This is a genomic window from Aquimarina brevivitae, from assembly GCF_004216895.1.
Classification (GTDB): domain Bacteria; phylum Bacteroidota; class Bacteroidia; order Flavobacteriales; family Flavobacteriaceae; genus Aquimarina; species Aquimarina brevivitae.
This window is the reverse complement of sequence record NZ_SGXE01000001.1, coordinates 817,092-835,187: the sequence shown is the minus strand read 5'-3', so window position 1 is coordinate 835,187 and position 18,096 is coordinate 817,092. Positions and strand designations below refer to the sequence as shown.

Annotated in this window: 12 protein-coding genes; all 12 read left to right on the top strand. The window is 36.2% G+C overall.

Annotated features, from left to right (window positions below):
* Nucleotides 1-78: 78 nt before the first annotated feature.
* Nucleotides 79-702 (top strand): hypothetical protein, encoded by a 624-nt coding sequence (locus EV197_RS03365; RefSeq protein ID WP_130285320.1) that lies wholly within the window; start codon nt 79-81, stop codon nt 700-702.
* 172 nt (nt 703-874) lie between these two features.
* Entirely contained in the window at nt 875-1,183 is a 309-nt protein-coding gene (locus EV197_RS03360; RefSeq protein ID WP_130285319.1) for a DUF6331 family protein, read from the top strand.
* Between the two features lies 1 nt (nt 1,184).
* Nucleotides 1,185-2,564 (top strand): RtcB family protein, encoded by a 1,380-nt coding sequence (locus EV197_RS03355; protein WP_130285318.1) that lies wholly within the window; start codon nt 1,185-1,187, stop codon nt 2,562-2,564.
* Nucleotides 2,513-3,451 (top strand): hypothetical protein, encoded by a 939-nt coding sequence (locus EV197_RS03350; RefSeq protein WP_130285317.1) that lies wholly within the window; start codon nt 2,513-2,515, stop codon nt 3,449-3,451. Before EV197_RS03355 ends, EV197_RS03350 begins: the two co-directional genes overlap by 52 nt.
* Before the next feature lie 13 nt (nt 3,452-3,464).
* Entirely contained in the window at nt 3,465-4,334 is an 870-nt protein-coding gene (locus EV197_RS03345) for an aldose 1-epimerase family protein (protein WP_130285316.1), read from the top strand.
* A gap of 891 nt (nt 4,335-5,225) precedes the next feature.
* Nucleotides 5,226-6,617, top strand: coding sequence for an RtcB family protein (locus EV197_RS03340; protein WP_130285315.1), 1,392 nt, complete (start codon nt 5,226-5,228; stop codon nt 6,615-6,617).
* 239 nt (nt 6,618-6,856) lie between these two features.
* Nucleotides 6,857-7,549 carry a peptide chain release factor H gene (gene prfH, locus EV197_RS03335; RefSeq protein WP_130285314.1) on the top strand — a complete coding sequence of 231 codons (693 nt, stop codon included), beginning with the start codon at nt 6,857-6,859 and terminating at the stop codon, nt 7,547-7,549.
* Between the two features lie 7 nt (nt 7,550-7,556).
* Nucleotides 7,557-8,099, top strand: a complete 543-nt coding sequence (locus EV197_RS03330) for a tetratricopeptide repeat protein (protein ID WP_130285313.1) — start codon at nt 7,557-7,559, stop codon at nt 8,097-8,099.
* 283 nt (nt 8,100-8,382) lie between these two features.
* Nucleotides 8,383-11,193 (top strand): helix-turn-helix and ligand-binding sensor domain-containing protein, encoded by a 2,811-nt coding sequence (locus EV197_RS03325; protein ID WP_130285312.1) that lies wholly within the window; start codon nt 8,383-8,385, stop codon nt 11,191-11,193.
* Nucleotides 11,194-11,446: 253 nt separating this feature from the next.
* Nucleotides 11,447-14,464: a SusC/RagA family TonB-linked outer membrane protein gene (locus EV197_RS03320; RefSeq protein ID WP_130285311.1), complete on the top strand. Its 3,018-nt coding sequence runs from the start codon at nt 11,447-11,449 to the stop codon at nt 14,462-14,464.
* Nucleotides 14,465-14,480: 16 nt separating this feature from the next.
* Nucleotides 14,481-15,938, top strand: coding sequence for a RagB/SusD family nutrient uptake outer membrane protein (locus tag EV197_RS03315; RefSeq protein WP_130285310.1), 1,458 nt, complete (start codon nt 14,481-14,483; stop codon nt 15,936-15,938).
* A 9-nt stretch (nt 15,939-15,947) separates the two neighbouring features.
* A complete protein-coding gene (locus EV197_RS03310) occupies nt 15,948-18,086 on the top strand; it encodes a hypothetical protein (RefSeq protein WP_207224189.1) in 2,139 nt (712 codons plus the stop codon).
* The last annotated feature ends 10 nt before the right edge of the window (nt 18,087-18,096 follow it).

Below are 18,096 nucleotides of genomic sequence, written 5' to 3'. Positions count from 1 at the left end.
TAGTCTAATCGCAACTTTTTGGGTTTTATCGCACGAATTTGTTTCTTTACGCAACTAATAACCCCCAAAATATCAGAAATGATCAAAAAAATTACATCAAGCCTTTTCGTAGTCATTACGCTTCTTTCTTGTAAAAATGAAAATTCGAAAAAAGATGACAAGGCCATCGATAAGACAGAAGAAAAATCAGAAAAAGCTGTAAATGATAGTGAAGAAAAAAATATTGCTTCCTTTTCAAAACCCGATTTAGCGGCTGAAGTTAAGAACTTTATTACGTGCAAAAAGGCATCAACTACACGAAATGAATGCAGAAATTCAATTACTAAAGTAGTATCGCAATCTTTCAATATTGAAGAATTTGTAGATAAAGAGAAAGGATATGTGGTCTACGATAGCATTCGGCCTATTATTGAACGATCTGCAAAGTGGGAAAACCTGGGACCAATTGATGAAAACAACCTGAACAAAGCAGTTGCACACGCCAATGATGATGGACTTGCATTGATTGTAGACACTTCTCAATCCTACGGTCATGTAGTGATGGTGCTACCGGGAGAGCCAAAAAGATCAGGTTCCTGGGGAATGGCTTTGCCAAAAGTATTATCCCTGGCCAATCACAGTCCAGAAAAATCATTCCACGACAAAACATTGTCCTATGCCTTGCAAAAAAGTGATGAAGTGCAGGTTTATCTAAGAAAGTAGATAATATCACTTAAAAATATACGATCCAAAGGCAAGATACTTCTTGCCTTTTTTTATTACGCAAAATAGTTGCGTAGTATACAAACATTTTTGCTTCAGAATAAATATTAAAACATTGGTTATGTAATTGCTCTGCTGAACAACGAGTCGGCAAAGCTTCAAAAGAAAAATTATGAGTCTACAAAAGAGTTATTCTGCAGATATCCATTTAGAACTAAATAAAGAGTTCTGGCAAGATTTGGAAATATTTTGTGTTGCTGAATGCTGCGGTATTGATGCTTTTGATTTTTCAAAAGAGGTAATACAGGAAACTATTTCCTATTATGATAAAGAGGAAATTATTACCAACTTGGATATCTTAATAGAAGAAATTCAATCATCAAAGTTTAAAGACGCTTCCAGCAGTATATTCAATGCGTATTTAAGGAAAGAAGCATTTTTAAAAATAATCAAAGAAATTAAACAAAATATATTAAACTAAAATGATTACAGGAAAAACACTTATCGATTTAGGCTTCAAATCCGGAAAATGGTTTCCTGAAGCAATTGCACATATCAATGCCCAGCAGTTACAAGGTAAAGAAATGCTGAATTATCTGGAGCAATTTAAATCTCCGCCGACCATTGATTTGCATCAAAAAGCTGCTGATTTTGCCATCAATATCGAAGCAGAAAATGAGTTAGAGCAGAGCAATGTGAATAGCGTAGTAGCCACTATGGAAACGCTGATGAAAACGCCAACTTTGGTCAATGGAGCCATTATGCCCGATGCCTGCCCTACTGGGCCTACAGGAACAATACCTGTTGGTGGAGTGGCTGTTGCTAAAAATGCGATACATCCAGGGATGCATAGTGCAGATATTTGTTGCTCGGTGATGTTGACAGATTTTGGTAAAATGGATCCTAAAAAAGTATTGGATGCTGCACATCAAAACACCCATTTTGGACCTGGAGGTAGAGATCGAGACACGCAATACCGATTTCCGGAAGAATTATTAAAAGATTTTGAAAGCAATTATATGCTAAATAACGAAAAGATGATTCAGGCAGCGCGATCGCATCTAGGGACTCAAGGAGATGGAAATCACTTTTTGTTTGTTGGAATATCTAAGGAAACTGGTAATACCATGATGATCACCCATCATGGTTCTAGAGGTGTGGGAGCGAATCTTTACACACAAGGAATGAAAATTGCAGAACGGTTCAGAAAAGAGTTGTCTCCTGAAACCTTGAAGCAAAACGCCTGGATTCCATATGATACAGAAGAAGGTCAGTTGTATTGGCAAGCGTTACAGATCATCAGAAAATGGACAAAAGCCAATCACGAGGTGATTCATAATGCCACACTGCAAGCGTTACATAGCGACGGATGGGATCGATATTGGAATGAGCATAACTTTGTATTTAAAGATCAGGACTTGTTTTACCACGCTAAAGGGGCGACACCGCTGGACAGTAAATTTATGCCAGATATTACAGGACCGCGCTTGATTCCGTTGAATATGTCAGAACCGGTATTGATTGTAAGCGGTGAGACTACGGATAACAACCTTGGTTTTGCACCACACGGAGCAGGACGTAATATGAGCAGAACGCAACATCGAAAAAGCAAAGAAGGAAAAACTTTTGAGCAAGTATTTGCAGAAGAAACAAAAGGACTAGATGTGCGTTTTTTCTCTAAAGAAATCGATATTACAGAGTTACCTACTGCCTATAAAAACGCAGATTCGGTGCGTAAACAAATGGCAACCTACGGATTAGGAACCGTGGAAGATGAAGTAATGCCTTATGGGTGTATTATGGCCGGAGATTGGCAGAAAAATGCACCCTGGAGAAGGAAAAAGAAAAGAAGAAGAAAATGAACAATCTAGAACGTAGTATATTTAAAGTCCTTACCGGAAATATGAGCAAGGCTGATTTTGAAAAAGATCTCTATCAGCCTTGCTATATCGATAAAATCGCTGAAGATGATTTTATAGCAGAGTTGATTGCTATTAACTATAATGACCGTGATTGGAAATCACTACTTCAAAAAATAATTCTTAAAATATATTCTGAAGAAGAGTTCTTAGCGCACTTAATCAAGTTATATTGTCTAGGAATTTTATCACAGGATGATATCGAATCTACAATTAATATCCTTTATAGCCTATCAGATTATAATTATCAATATTATTATGAATATGATACTTTAATTAGATTTAATTCTTTTTACGAAGAGTATGGATATATTAAAGAAGGTTATGGCTTAAATTCCGAGAAAGAATTTTTGAAAGAAGTGAAATCCTTTGCTAGATTTTATTTAGACAAGTTTGAAAATGAACAGCAAAAACATCAATTGTTGTTCCTATCATTGAATAGAGAAAAATATCATTCTACAGAAATGCAGAACATCAGTTCTAATGATTTGGTAGAATACGCAAAAAATAGAATTCTCAACATAGAGTCTAAGAAAAATACTTTAAAATATATAGGTGCATTTGTTTATGATAAAAATTTGATTGATCACATTTATTCAGAAGCTCGAAATAAAGCCTTTCAGCACTTATTCCCTTTAGGGTTAACATATCTTACCGTAGGGATTCCTTTATTAATTGCAGGAATTTTGGGTGTTTCAAGTCAAAAAGAAATCTCATATGTCTATATTCTAATTTTATTAGGTTCTGGTTTAACCCTAACAGGACTTTATTATGTAGCGCAGATATCTTATCTTTTAATAAGAAAACAAAAAACTTCGAAAAAGAATTAACACGTATTAAAACATGCACACCCTGGAAAACGAATTTTTAAAAGTTAAGATCAATTCTATTGGGGCTGAACTCCATAGTATCTATAATAAAAAGAACACTACCGAATACCTGTGGCAGGGAGATCCTGATATCTGGGCAAGTAGAGCTCCGGTATTGTTTCCTATTATTGGTGGCTTAAAAGAGGGTACTTATGCATATAAAGGGCAATCATATGAATTGCCCAAACATGGGTTTATACGATACAATGAAGATTTGGTCGTCGATCAACCCGCAGAAACGAAAGTAACTTTTTCATTACAGGATTCAGCAGAAACCCTAAAAATTTATCCTTTTCATTTTCGATTTGAGGTTACTTACGAGCTCATAGAAAATCAACTCAAGGTATCTCATCAAATTACAAATAGAGGAAACACTACTATGTATTTTAGTGTCGGCGGGCATCCAGCATTTAATTGTCCGCTCTATGAAGATGAAGTCTATACCGATTATTATATTCAGTTGCAAAACGGAACAGGTGCCAAAAGCCATGTGCTGAACAAGGAAGGGTTAATTAGTAACCAAACCATTGCGATCTTTGAAGATGATAAAATTAAGCTCACTCCTAACCTATTTGATAACGATGCCTTGATTTTTAAACAGATCAATGCTGGTAAAGCAACATTAAGTCACAATAACAAAGGACCTATACTATCTGTAGACTTCAAGGATTTTCCGGATTTGGGGATTTGGGCAAAACCAAATGCCCCTTACGTATGTATCGAACCCTGGTTGGGCTATGCGGACGTAGAAAATACCAATCAAAACCTGGAAGAAAAAGAAGGTATTCAACAATTACCTGCTAAAGAAATTCATCATAGTTCTTATACTATTACTGTATATTGATAGGCTAAAACGCTTCTAAATAGCGTTTTTGATTAGGAAACTTGAAATATTACACTACTTTTGTACTCGATTATACGAACAAGAAAAACCATTTATAAAACCATGATGTACTTCATATCACATAAAAAAGGACGCTCACTGAGCCAGCTATGTAATAAGTAGTCAGGTTTTAACATCAACATATTGAGAAAGCGTCCAAGAAATTGGGCGCTTTTTTTATGGAGAGTTTAAAAGGAAAGAAAAATGACAAAAAAATTTAAATAATGCCTGAAAAACAATTTGCATACGCCTAAATGCTAAAACACAGTGAATCAAATCATTGCGTAAAATATCGGTAACCAACACGTTACGGACAAGACCCTTAATGCCTAATTTTCAATGTAACCAATTGATTACCAATAAAATAAATTGATTTTTTAGTTGCATATTTAAAAAACCCGTTACATATTTGCACCGCAAACTTAATAAGTTAAACTGTCATACCGAGCCCTTCGGCAAGTTCAGGACAAGCTCCGGCGAGGTATAGACAATTAAGTATTAAATAATAAACCATAATACCGAAGTACAATGACTTTTATACAAGCACATTCAAAAACTCAAAAAGGACAAGGTCTGTATTTGAGTACGCTTCGGGACTTCACTACTAAGTAACTACCCTATTTAGATGCTATGAAGTCCGGAGCCCTAAGTTTCGGACATTATTGTAGGCATTCACAACTATATACTACTTGTTGTGCAGCTACCCTTGATGTTCGTTTGTCATAAAATTTTGCGTTAGGGGTTGCCGCGACATCCTTTTACAGTCCGCTGAGGATTCCGAAGCGATTCTGTAAAAGATACAGCAGAAAACCCGACCCCGAGTACTCGGGGTAACGCCCAAAGTATAAAATCATGGGAAAGAAATTAAGCGGAAAGGACCTAATCAAATTAGGATTTCCAAAAAACAATAGTATCAACGTGACCCTGGGTCAGACTAATAGATATCATAAAAAAGTAAAAAAAGAACAACTACTCACAGAAGCAAAAAAAGTGTTACAACATCCTGAAAATTATAAAGGAGATGGCGTCTGGGGTAAAATCGCTGAAAGCCTTCTGGACCCAGTAGTAGTCAAAAGGCAAACACTCAAGACTACCAGAGCACCTTTTAGGATTTATGGCGAAAATGAAATTGAAGCGCAGGCCAAATATCAATTATTTGATGCGCTAAAATTACCGATCAGTGTGGCCGGTGCTTTAATGCCCGATGCACACTCCGGTTATGGATTGCCTATCGGTGGAGTGCTGGCGACTAAAAATGCTGTAATCCCCTATGGAGTAGGCGTGGATATAGGGTGTAGAATGAGTTTAAGCATTTTTGAGATGCCAGTATCGTATCTAAAAGGAAAAAAAGATCAGTTGGAGAACATCTTAATGGAGCACACCAAATTTGGGATGCAAGAGACCCATAAAGTAAAACACGATCACGAAATTTTTGAAAGAAATGAGTTTAAGGATATTCCATTGCTAAAGCGACTTAAGGATAAAGCTTACAAGCAGCTAGGAACCTCTGGTGGTGGTAACCATTTTGTGGAGTTTGGCATTGTAGACATTTCAACACCAGAGCGTGAGTGGAAATTACCTGCGGGTCACTATTTAGCTGTATTGTCGCATAGCGGATCGCGAGGATTGGGTGCTAATATTGCTAAACACTATACTTACCTCGCCACTAAGCAATGTCCGTTACCAAAACATGTGCAGCAGTTGGCCTGGTTAGATTTGGATACACACGATGGTCAGGAATACTGGATGGCGATGAATTTAGCTGGTGATTATGCAAAAGCGTGTCATGACAATATTCATTATCGCATTGCAAAACAAATAGGCACGCGAGCTGTGGTAACTATAGAAAATCATCACAACTTTGCCTGGAAGCAACGCGTCAATGGCGAAGAATGTATTGTACATCGCAAAGGTGCCACACCAGCTGGCAAAGGAGAGCTGGGAATCATTCCCGGTTCTATGACCGCTCCTGGTTTTATAGTAAAGGGCCTAGGAAATCCAGAAAGCCTGGAGTCTGCTTCACACGGAGCAGGCAGGGTATTATCAAGACGGAAGTGTAAAGAAACGCTGACCCAAAGTGAGATCAAAAAAGAGCTCAAGGCTAAGGAAGTCTCCTTGATTGGTGGTGGTATCGATGAAGCACCAATGGCGTATAAAGACATCCAAAAGGTGATGGCTAATCAAAAAGAATTGGTAACAGTACTCGGTACCTTTACACCAAAAATTGTGAGAATGGATCGGTAGTATTACATCTTTTTTCACCAGTGTAGTGATTTTGTTTGCGTATAAAAATCTTGAAGCCTTGGAAAGATTTTAGGAAACACAATCCGGTTCCTTGCGCAGCTTGGAAACACCTTGAAAAAAGTGCCTTTTCTTTTGGTTCGTTTTCTTTGGGCAAGCAAAGAAAATGAACACTAAAAACATTTTGTCATTCCACGAAAGCTGGAGTCTATAAAGTGAAAATCGATTTATAAATAAAAATAATGAAACAAAAATTAATACAAATAACCGCAGGCAGAGGCCCAGCAGAATGCTGCTGGGTTGTTGCCCAGGTATTAAAATATTTTTTAAAAGAAGTACAAGAAATAGGGTTGTCCTATGAGGTGATTCATAGATCGCCCGGCAATGAAAATGCAACGCTACAGTCTGCTACTGTAAAGCTAAAAGGATCAGATGTAGATGCGTTCCTTAAGAAATGGCTCGGAACGATTCAATGGGTTGGCACTTCAACTTTTAGAAAATATCATAAACGAAAAAATTGGTTCATAGGAGTTTTTGAATTGGACACAGTCGTTGATCAAAAAATAGCAACAAAAGATATTTCGTATCAAGCTATTCGCAGTTCTGGACCCGGTGGCCAAAATGTAAACAAAGTAAACTCTGCGGTACGCGCTACGCATATGTCTACTGGCATCACAGTAGTTGCTATGGATAGCAGGTCTCAACATCAAAATAAGAAGTTAGCTACAGAACGCCTAAAGCAAAAAGTATGGGAAACTCATTTGGATAAAGTGAAGCAAATTGTGACCGATCAGTGGGAGAATCATCTCAATTTACAACGCGGTAATCCTGTGAGAGTATTTAAAGGAACTGATTTTAAAAAAATGAAAAAAGAAACTTCGTTTAAACATAAACGAAACCAGCTAAAGAATGATTTACGTAATCAAATAAAGTAACAAGAAGATGAGCAATTTATTAGATAAATATTTATTTCAGGCGTTAGACGCCTATCCTTATGATTTAGAAGAGGCCGTGGAGTCCTTAAACTATGCCTTAGCTTATGATGAAAATAATACGACAGCACTAGGATTAATGGGTGAAATTTATGCAGAGCAATTAAAAAACTATGAGCTAGCGAAAGAATACTATCAAAAAGCGTTAGCAGCAGATATTGCTGCGGTTGGTATCTATCCAAAATATATCAATGTATTATTATGGAATGAAGATTATGCCGAAGCAGAAAAATTAATTGATTATGCATTAACCGTCAAGGGTACGGACAAAGCGGTCATTTACTTAAAAAAAGCAATGCTATATGAGCAAAAAAGAAAGTATAAAAAGGCTTTGAAGATCTTAAAGCTAGCAAAGCCTTATGCATATAACAACGCATTTATTAGTGATTTAAAAGAAGAAGAAAATCGGATCAAAGATAAGATGCCGAAGAAAAAAAAGAATAAGAAAGTGGATAAGGTTCCTTCTAAAAAAGGAAAAAACAAGAAGAAATAATTCCTAAAAAATTCCGGTTGGATGCTTTAATACTGGCCGGAATTTGAAATCTTATAAAAACATAAATTGAAAAATCTAATGTAATTTAATCAATGTGAATCGAGTTTAGCGACCCTTTTTAAAAGCAATAGTGAAATGAATTTTAAAACCAAACCATTATATTATAAAATATAAATATTGTATTTTCATTTAACGATTAAAACCAAGCCTTAGCGAAATAAATACAGCTTGGGCTGCAAGGCTTACGTATAATATTAACCATAGCTAAGAAACCTTACATACCTTGAATTATTTACGACTACTACTTTTACTATTTATTTTTTATACCAATTGTCCTTACGTTCTAGGACAAGAACTACCTCCCATAGAAGACTTTATACCCGAAAGTACAGAGGTGGAATCACAGAATTGGTCCATATCACAGGGTGATAACAAATATCTCTATGCCGGTAATAATAAAGGACTATTAGAATTTAATGGCAAAAAATGGACCTTATATCCAACTCCAAATAAAACGGTGATTCGATCTGTAAAAGTGGTAAACCAAAAGATTTATACAGGATTTTATATGAATTTTGGGTTTTGGAAAAGGGATGAATTCGGTAATCTCAATTACACCTCTATTAGCGACAAAATAAAAGAGCAACTTGTCGAAGACGAGCAATTTTGGCATATCATTCACCAAGATGACCGTATTCTCTTTCAGTCTTTAAACCGAATATATATCTATAATACACTCACCGATGTCATAGATATTATTGACACCAAGCACGGTATTCTTGGAATTTTTAAAGTAGATAACTCCGTCTACTTTCAGAATACAAAAAAAGGTTTATTCAAAATTGAAAATGGTGAGCCTGTATTAGTTAACGATCTTAGTTATATCGATAACGATATCATTGTACATCTATCTTTAGTGGATGATGATCTCTTATTAATCACAAGAAATAATGGATTTTACAGACTTTCTGGTGCGAACTTTAGTAAGATTTTTGAGCGTTTGGAAAAATCATTAGAAAAAAACTCCATATTTAGTGCACTTCGCCTAGCTGACGGAAGTTTTGTTTTAGGCACCATCTCAGAAGGTATCCTTATAGTCTCTCCAAATGGAGCCATTCTATACAGTCTCAATCAATACAAGGGATTAAGTAACAATACGGTACTTACAGTTTTTGAAGATCATGATAACAACATATGGTTAGGGCTAGACAATGGGATCAATTGTATAAATATTACGTCTCCGGTAAGAATTTATCCTGATTATCGCGGTAAGATAGGAACGGTATATACCTCAGCCGTTTATAATGAGTATTTATACATTGGCTCTAATCAAGGTGTATTTTTTAAACCTTTGGCCTCTGATCAGGATTTTGAATTCATTCAGGATACTAATGGACAAGTTTGGGATTTATTTATTTACGATAACACTCTATTCTGTGGGCACGATTCCGGGACCTTCATCATAAACAAAGAAAATAGCACTCTTATTTCTGATGCTTTAGGAGGCTGGAATTTTAAAACGATACCGGGTAATCCCAACCTTCTGCTTCAAGGAACCTACAATGGTCTCGTAGTTTTTGAAAAGAATGGCGATCAATGGTCTTTACGGAATAAGATAGAAGGCTTTGATATCTCTTGCCGATATATGGAATTTTATCAAGATTACCTCTGGGTAAATCACGAGTATAGAGGTGTGTATAAATTAAGTTTAAACCAAGAATTATCTAAAATTCAAACCATAAAAAAAGATACTTCAATAGTAAAAGGAGATAACTCCAATATTGTCACTTACGATAAGGAATTACTGTACACTAATCAGCAGCAAACCTATTTTTATAATACCAACAACAACACATTCGATAAAACAGTACAAGACAGCAGGTTTAAACAGATTAAAGAGGATTTAACCGGTAAAATTATAAAGGATAACCGAGGAAATTTATGGGTTTTTGCAAAGGATTATTTAGGTCAAATTACCGAAAGTCAGTTTTCTGAAGCATTAAAGATTAATAAAATACCAATCCCAAAATCTTTACGAAAAGAAATGTTAGGATTTGAAAACATAAATCATATTCAAGAAGAAACCTTTCTGATCGGTACAACAAAAGGATATATTAATTTAGAAGTCTCAGAATTTAAATTTAAGGAACGCGATATAATTTTGGATAAGGTTCAAGTTAAAAGCAAGGATGCTGATTTCAAAGCCATAGCCTTATCCGAAGAAGAACTTACCTTGCCATCCAAAGTCAATACAATTTCCTTTGGATTTACCATACCAGAATATGACAAATACATCATTCCTGAGTTTCAATATACTTTAGAAGGTTTTTATAAAGACTGGAGTAAATGGACTACAGATTCTAACATCATTTTTGAAAACCTACCCCCCGGTGACTATACGTTTAAGGTAAGAGCAAAAACAGGAGATGTTATTAACTCCAATGAATTAAGTTATGCGTTTACTATCGATCGACCTTGGTACGCTTCTACCATAATCATAATAGCGTATATGGCTGTACTCATTGTACTCTTTTTATTAATTAATAGAGCCTACAAAGAATACTATGCACAACAAAAATCACGAATTGTAGAAGAAAATAAAAAGAAACTAGAGCTTAAGCAATTAGAAAATGAAAAAGCAATAATGGAGCTAAATAATGAAAAGCTACGACAGGATATTGAAAGTAAAAATCGAGAATTAGCTTCCTATACCATGAGTATCATCAAAAAGAATGAAATTTTAAACTCCATTAAGAAAGAGCTTCAAAAAAGCGAAAAACAGCAAAAAGGACTCAAAGGAGTGGAACGCGTTATTGATCAAAATTTAAATAATAAAGATGATTGGAAGCATTTTGAAGAAGCCTTAAATAACCTTGACAAAGATTTTCTAAAAAGACTTAAAGCTAAGCACCCTGATTTAACCCCAAATGATTTACGGTTTTGTTCCTTTTTAAGACTTAATTTATCTTCAAAAGAAATTGCGCCATTATTAAATATTTCGGTAAGAAGCGTCGAAATAAAAAGGTATCGTTTAAGAAAAAAGTTAAATTTAGATCATTCTGACAATTTAGTAAATTACATATTAGAGGTGTAATACCTCAACAAAATGTTATTTTACCTCAACATTACCTATACTACAACGTTAGAGTAAGCCGTTTTTAGGGCTTTTTAGCTCGTTTAGCATAAGTTTAACATCGGGTCTCAAGTCTCTTATCAAGGGCGCTAAGAACGTCTTGTCCTTATTTTTATACACTTCCTGGATGATGATGTATGTTTTTTGTTGAGGTTCGTTATTAATAAATTCTTAATAAAACTGGTTAAGTTTGAGAGAACCAAATAAAAAGCTAATGAAAATTATTAATTTCTTAATTGCAGTGTTTCTAGGAACAACATTCTATGCACAAGAAATTCAAGTCACGGGTAAGGTAACAGATGCCTCAGGCATGGCTTTACCAGGCGTAAATGTGATTGTTAAAGGTACTAATAATGGTTCCGTTACTGATTTTGACGGAAATTATACTGTTAACAATGTACAATCGTCATCAGTGCTAGTTTTCTCTTATGTAGGTTTTACCACTAAGGAAGTTGTCATAGGAAACAATCGACAGATCAACGTAACCCTTGAAGAGGATTTTGAATCCTTAGAACAAGTAGTCGTAATTGGTTATGGAACCCAGACCAAAAAAGAAATCACAGGTGCCGTATCTGTAGTAGGTGCTGATGATATTACCGATCTCAACCCCGTACGAGTTGAACAAGCATTACAAGGACAAGTGGCAGGTGTAAACGTTACATCTACATCCGGGTCACCAGGTAGTGCATCAAATATTAGGATTAGGGGTATTTCTACTAACGGGGACAGCCGCCCATTAATATTAGTTGATGGTAACGTTATCGAAGACCTTAGTACCGTAAACCCTAATGACATCGAAAGCATTAACATCTTAAAAGATGCTACCGCGGGTATATATGGGGTTAGAGCAGCAAATGGGGTAATCTTGATTACCACTAAATCTGGTCGTAAAAATCAAGATATGACTTTTGAACTCAATACGTATTCAGGTTTTCAAACTACCACAAGAGAAATTCCTGTTTTAAATGCTACCGAGTATGGTTTGATAATCAATGAGGCCTATGCATCAGGTGGAGAGCAACTCCCCTTTCCAGATGTTTCTGGTTTAGGAGAAGGTACGGACTGGCAAGACGAAGTTTTTAAAGTAGCACCTATTTCTGAAGTAAATTTTAGTGTTAAAGGTGGAGGTGAAAAATTTTCTTACTCCTCCAGCGTTGCCTATCTAAATCAAGATGGTATTGTGGGAGGTAGCAAATCTAATTTTGATAGATTTACTGGAAGAATTAACTATACCCTTGAAATCGGTGAAAATTTAAAATTTTCTACCGCTAATATCTGGACAAAAACCAGCAGAAAGACTTTACCTGAAAATGTTTTAGGTTCTGTTTTATTCAATGCATTAAATATGGCTCCTACCTTCACGGTACGCGATGAAAATGGAGATTTTACTTTAGCTGAAGGCTTAGGAAACGAGGTAATTAACCCGGTTGCACAAGTTGCAAATACGTTTAATGATACCTGGGTTGATAAAATCGCTGCTACTTTTGGATTAGAATACAATTTCTGGGATGTCTTTACTGCAGAATCCAGATTTCAATTTAACTACTCAGAAGTGGAGAGTAAATTCTTTTCTCCCGAAGTTTTTTACGGTGCTGGCAAGGTTTTTAACGTAGATCGAAATAGTATAACTGAATCTAAAAATATTTTTAGAGATTTTACGTGGGACTCATTTTTTAAATATGAAAATACTTTTGGTGATGATCATAATTTAAAAGCACTACTGGGTATGTCTGTATTTAGAACTTCAGGAGATTTTAGTAGTTTTACTGGATTTGATATTGCTGGCAACTCCTATGCCAATGCGTCCATTGCTAATGCTTCTGATGTAGTCGATAACTTTCAAAATGGAGGTGACTCCTTCGACACCAGGTTACTTTCTTATTTTACAAGAGTACAATACGATTATCAAGGTAAATACTTGTTCTCCGCTATTGTTCGACGAGATGGTTCTACTGCCTTTGGTCCAAAAAATAGATTTGGATACTTCCCTTCGGCTTCTGCTGGTTGGGTGATATCAGACGAATCTTTTGTAAATACCGGAAAATTCCTTAACTTCTTAAAACTTAGAGGTAGTTATGGTATTATCGGTAATGATAGAATTCCTGCCTATAGATACGTATCCCTTCTTAACGGAGAAGGTGCTTATGTTATAGATGACGAATTGCGTTTTGGTACTGCGATAGGTGCACTATCAAACCCAGAAATAAGATGGGAAAAACAAAAAACCTTGGATATTGGTTTTGATGCAAGAATTATCAATGACCAATTTGATATCACTTTTGATTACTTCAAGAAAAGAACTGAAGATTTATTAGTAATCGCCCCTGTATCAGGTATTCTTGGTGTAGGCGCACCTGGTTCTTCACCACCGGTTATTAATGCGGGTATTGTAGAAAACACAGGTTTTGAATTTAGAATCGCTTATAACAAAAGATTCTCTGACAATTTCTCTTTTAATGCCAGTTATAACTTTACCACATTAGACAATGAAGTAATATTCGTAGATAACGATAATGGATTTATACCTGGAGGTAGTTTTGGTGTAGGTCAGGACCCCCCTTCTCGTATGGAAGCAGGTAAACCCATCGGATATTTCTATGGATTACAAACTAATGGAATCTTTCAGAATCAAGCAGAAGTGGAGGCACACGGTGCTCAACCAAATGCAGCACCTGGAGATTTGCGTTACGTAGATATTGATGGAAATGGAATTATAGATTCTAACGACCGAACAGATATCGGTAATCCTATACCTGAATTTACTATGGGATTAAACATTGGTTTCAACTGGAAAAACTTTGATTTCACCAGTTATTCATTTGCATCATTGGGTAATGATATTGTACGAAATTATGAAAGAAATCAGCCCCTTGTAAATAGAAGAATTGGTTTCTTAGATAGATGGACTGGTCCAGGGTCAACAAATGAATTCCCAAGAGTGACTACAGCAGCGAATACAAACAATTTATTTTCTGACTTTTATGTAGAAGATGGTTCGTTTTTAAGAATTCAAAATGTACAGCTAGGCTATTCATTATCTGAACGTTTTACAGAAGCAATGGGTATCGATAAATTAAGAATTTACTTTTCCGTAAATAACTTATATACCTTTACAGAGTATAGTGGATATGATCCTTCTGCATCTTCTGGAGCGCCAATAGGCGGAGGTATCGATCAAGGATTTTATCCTGTACCAAGAACCTATTTAGCAGGTGTTAACCTTAAATTTTAAAAAATAAATAAGTACGATGAAAAACAATATAAAATTCATTCTCTTATTGATGATATCTACATTGGTAATCGCGTGTAGCGATGATTATGTTGATGTAGAATCTCCTGATCAGAATTCAGAAGATTATTTTAATTCAGAAGAGGATTATCAAAATGCACTGATTGGAGCATATGATTTGTTACAATCCACTTACCTCAACGTAATGCTAGGGGAAATTGCTTCGGACAATACCTTAGCCGGTGGTGAAAGTGCAACTGACGTTCCTGGAATTCAGGAGATTGATAATATGACACATACAGATGTTAACGCTCAATTGAGAGATATATGGAGTTGGATGTATGCCGGTGTCAATAGAGCTAATTATATCATGGAATTTCAGGATAAAACTGATTTTCCTGGTAAAAATGGAGTTATTGCTCAAACGAGATTCCTAAGAGCCTACTATTATTTTGAGTTGGTCAAATTCTTCGGTGATGTGCCTTTAGCGGTAGATCGTAGAATTCTCTTTGGAGAAGAGAACTCAATCGATAGAGCTCCAAAAGAAGACGTATATGCAGTAATTGAAGCAGATTTAATCTATGCTGCGGACAATTTGCCAGCTGTACAAGCTGAGACCGGTAGAGTTACTCAGGGTGCTGCACAGGCGCTGTTGGGTAAAGTATATCTATATCAAGATAAGTTCACAGAAGCAGCACAGGTATTGGATCAGGTTGTTGCTGGTCCTTATGACCTGGTAACCGACTACAACAGTATTTTTGAGCAAGAAGGTGAAAATAATATTGAATCTGTTTTTGAAGTTCAGTATACGGATGTAGAGGGAGCAGGTTTTGGATGTTTACAATGTAGTGAAGGTAATGTAGCTGTAGGGTTCAATGGAATCCGTAATTATTCAGGTCCTGAATTTGATTCGGGCTTTAGTTTCAACGTACCCACTCAAGAGGCCTATGAATCTTTTGAAGATGGTGATATCCGTAGAGATGTTGCTGTTTTAGATATTGTAGCCTGGTCTGCTCAAACAGGAGCTACTTATGTTGAGGGATTTGAGCATACAGGGTATTATAATAGAAAATATATAGCTAGACAAGGTGATTTGAATACTGGAGATGCTAATCTTACCAACCCTAATAACTATAGAGCAATTCGCTTTGCAGATGTATTATTAATGGCTGCAGAGGCACATAATAGAAAAAATCCACCTAATGATGCACAAGCTCAGATTTACCTTAATCGGGTACGAAATAGAGCACAATTAGGTGATATCACCTTAACAGGATCAGCACTAACAGAAGCAATCTACCAAGAAAGACGTGTAGAACTAATGGGCGAAGGACATCGTTTCTTTGACTTAGTAAGAACTGGTAGAGCTGCACAGGCGATTGATGGCTTTACAGCCAATAAAAATGAAGTTTTCCCCATTCCCCTTATTGAAATACAGCTAGCAGGTGATCGCTGGCCGCAAAATGAAGGGTATTAAAAAATTACTATGATGAAATATTTAAAAATTATAATTGGATTATTCCTTTCACTAACAGTCATTGTTAGTTGTAAAGAGGATGACAGCTTCGAATATCTCGATGCTGTTGAAGCTCCTAGTAATATTACTGCTTTGGTTAATATTACACAGGACAACACAGGATTTGTTACTATTATCCCCACAGGTAAGGGAGCAGTATCATTTGATGTATATTTTGGTGATGGCACTTTAGAACCCGTTAATGTAACTCCAGGAGAAAAAGCGGAGCACATTTATGAAGAAGGTTCTTATGAACTAAGAATCGTAGGTAAAAGTGTATCAGGCAAAACCACTGAAGCCGTACAACCGCTAGTTGTTTCATTTAATCCACCTCAAAATTTAGAGGTCTTAATAGAAAATGATGCTGCAGTATCAAAACAGGTAAATGTAACAGCTACGGCTGAGTTTGCAGTATCTTATGATGTATATTTTGGCGAAAACGCTGATGACACTCCTGTTTCTGCAAATATTGGTGATACCGTATCCTATATTTACGAAAATGCAGGCACCTATACAATCCGAGTTGTTGCCAGAGGTGGAGCTATCGAAACTACAGAATACACTGAGGAATTTACGGTAACTGAGATTCTACAACCCGTAGCATCTGCACCCGCACCACCGGCAAGATCTACACAAGATGTAATATCAATATTTAGTGCGGCTTACGATGACGTAGCAGGTACTGATTATTTCCCAGATTGGGGACAAGGTAGTCAAGGAAGTAGCTGGAGTTCATTTGACCTTAATGGTGATGAAATGCTACAGTATATTAATCTGAGCTACCAAGGTATCCAATTTGGATCTCCTGTCGATGTATCAAATATGGAATTCATCCACCTGGATGTATGGACATCCGGGGATGTATCTAGAATAGAAACTTCTTTAATTAGTGTTTCTAACGGAGAAAGACCAGTGTGGAGCGATTTAACCGCAGGTGAATGGACCAGTATAGATATTCCAATTTCAGCATATACCGATCAAAATGGATTTACAGTTGCGGATATACATCAGCTAAAATTTGTTGGAGATCCTTGGGCAGCAGGTACAGTATTCATTGATAATATTTACTTTTATAGAGCCCCTACTGAGGTAATTAATTTCCCGATTAATTTTGAATCTAATAATCTTACATATACTTGGAGTGGTTTTGGTAACGCAGATTTTGGTCCGATTCCGGCGAGTACAGTAAATAATCCGGATCCTTCAGGTATGAATTTTAGTAATACAGTAGTTGAAATCCAAAAACCAGCTGGGGCACAGGTATGGGCAGGAGCAAGTATGAATCTATCAGGTACCGCAGACTTTTCTAATGGAACTACAGTAACTATGAAAGTATGGTCGCCACGAGCAGGGGTTCCTGTATTATTTAAAATGGAAGATCAAACTTCAGCACCTGATGGAAACGGTAATCCGTCTGTCTTTGTTGAAGTTCAAGCTACAACAACTGTAGCAAATGCGTGGGAGGAATTATCTTTTGATCTTACTAGCTATAATGGATTCAGTACTTCTATCCCTTACAGCAATGTAATTATCTTCCCAGACTTCGGAAACATGGGCGCAGGAGAAGCTTTCTACTTTGATGATATTGAAATTGCTTCACTAAAACTTCCTTTAAATTTTGAAGTAAGTACGTTAACTTACACTTGGGCTGGATTTGGAGATCCTAATTTTGGACCTATACCAGCTGCTACAGCAACAAATCCTGATCAAACTGGATTAAATACAAGTGCTACTGTAACAGAAATCCAAAAACCAACAGGTTCACAGGTCTGGGCTGGTGCTAGTCTAGCCTTAGATGGGCCAGTTGATTTTTCCAACGGAACCACCATATCTTTAAAAGTATGGTCGCCAAGAGCCGGAGTTCCTATTTTATTTAAAATGGAAGATACAACGTCTCCTCCTGATGGTAACGGCAACCCAACAGTATTTGTAGAGGTTCAATCCTCTACAACAGTGGCTAATAGCTGGGAGGAAATAACCTTTGATTTAACTAGTTTCAATGGATTTAGCACAGATATTTCTTATTATAATGTAATCATCTTCCCTGATTTTGGAAATATGGGAGCCGGTGAAACATTCTATTTTGATGATATCTTTTTAACGAACTAAAAATATGACT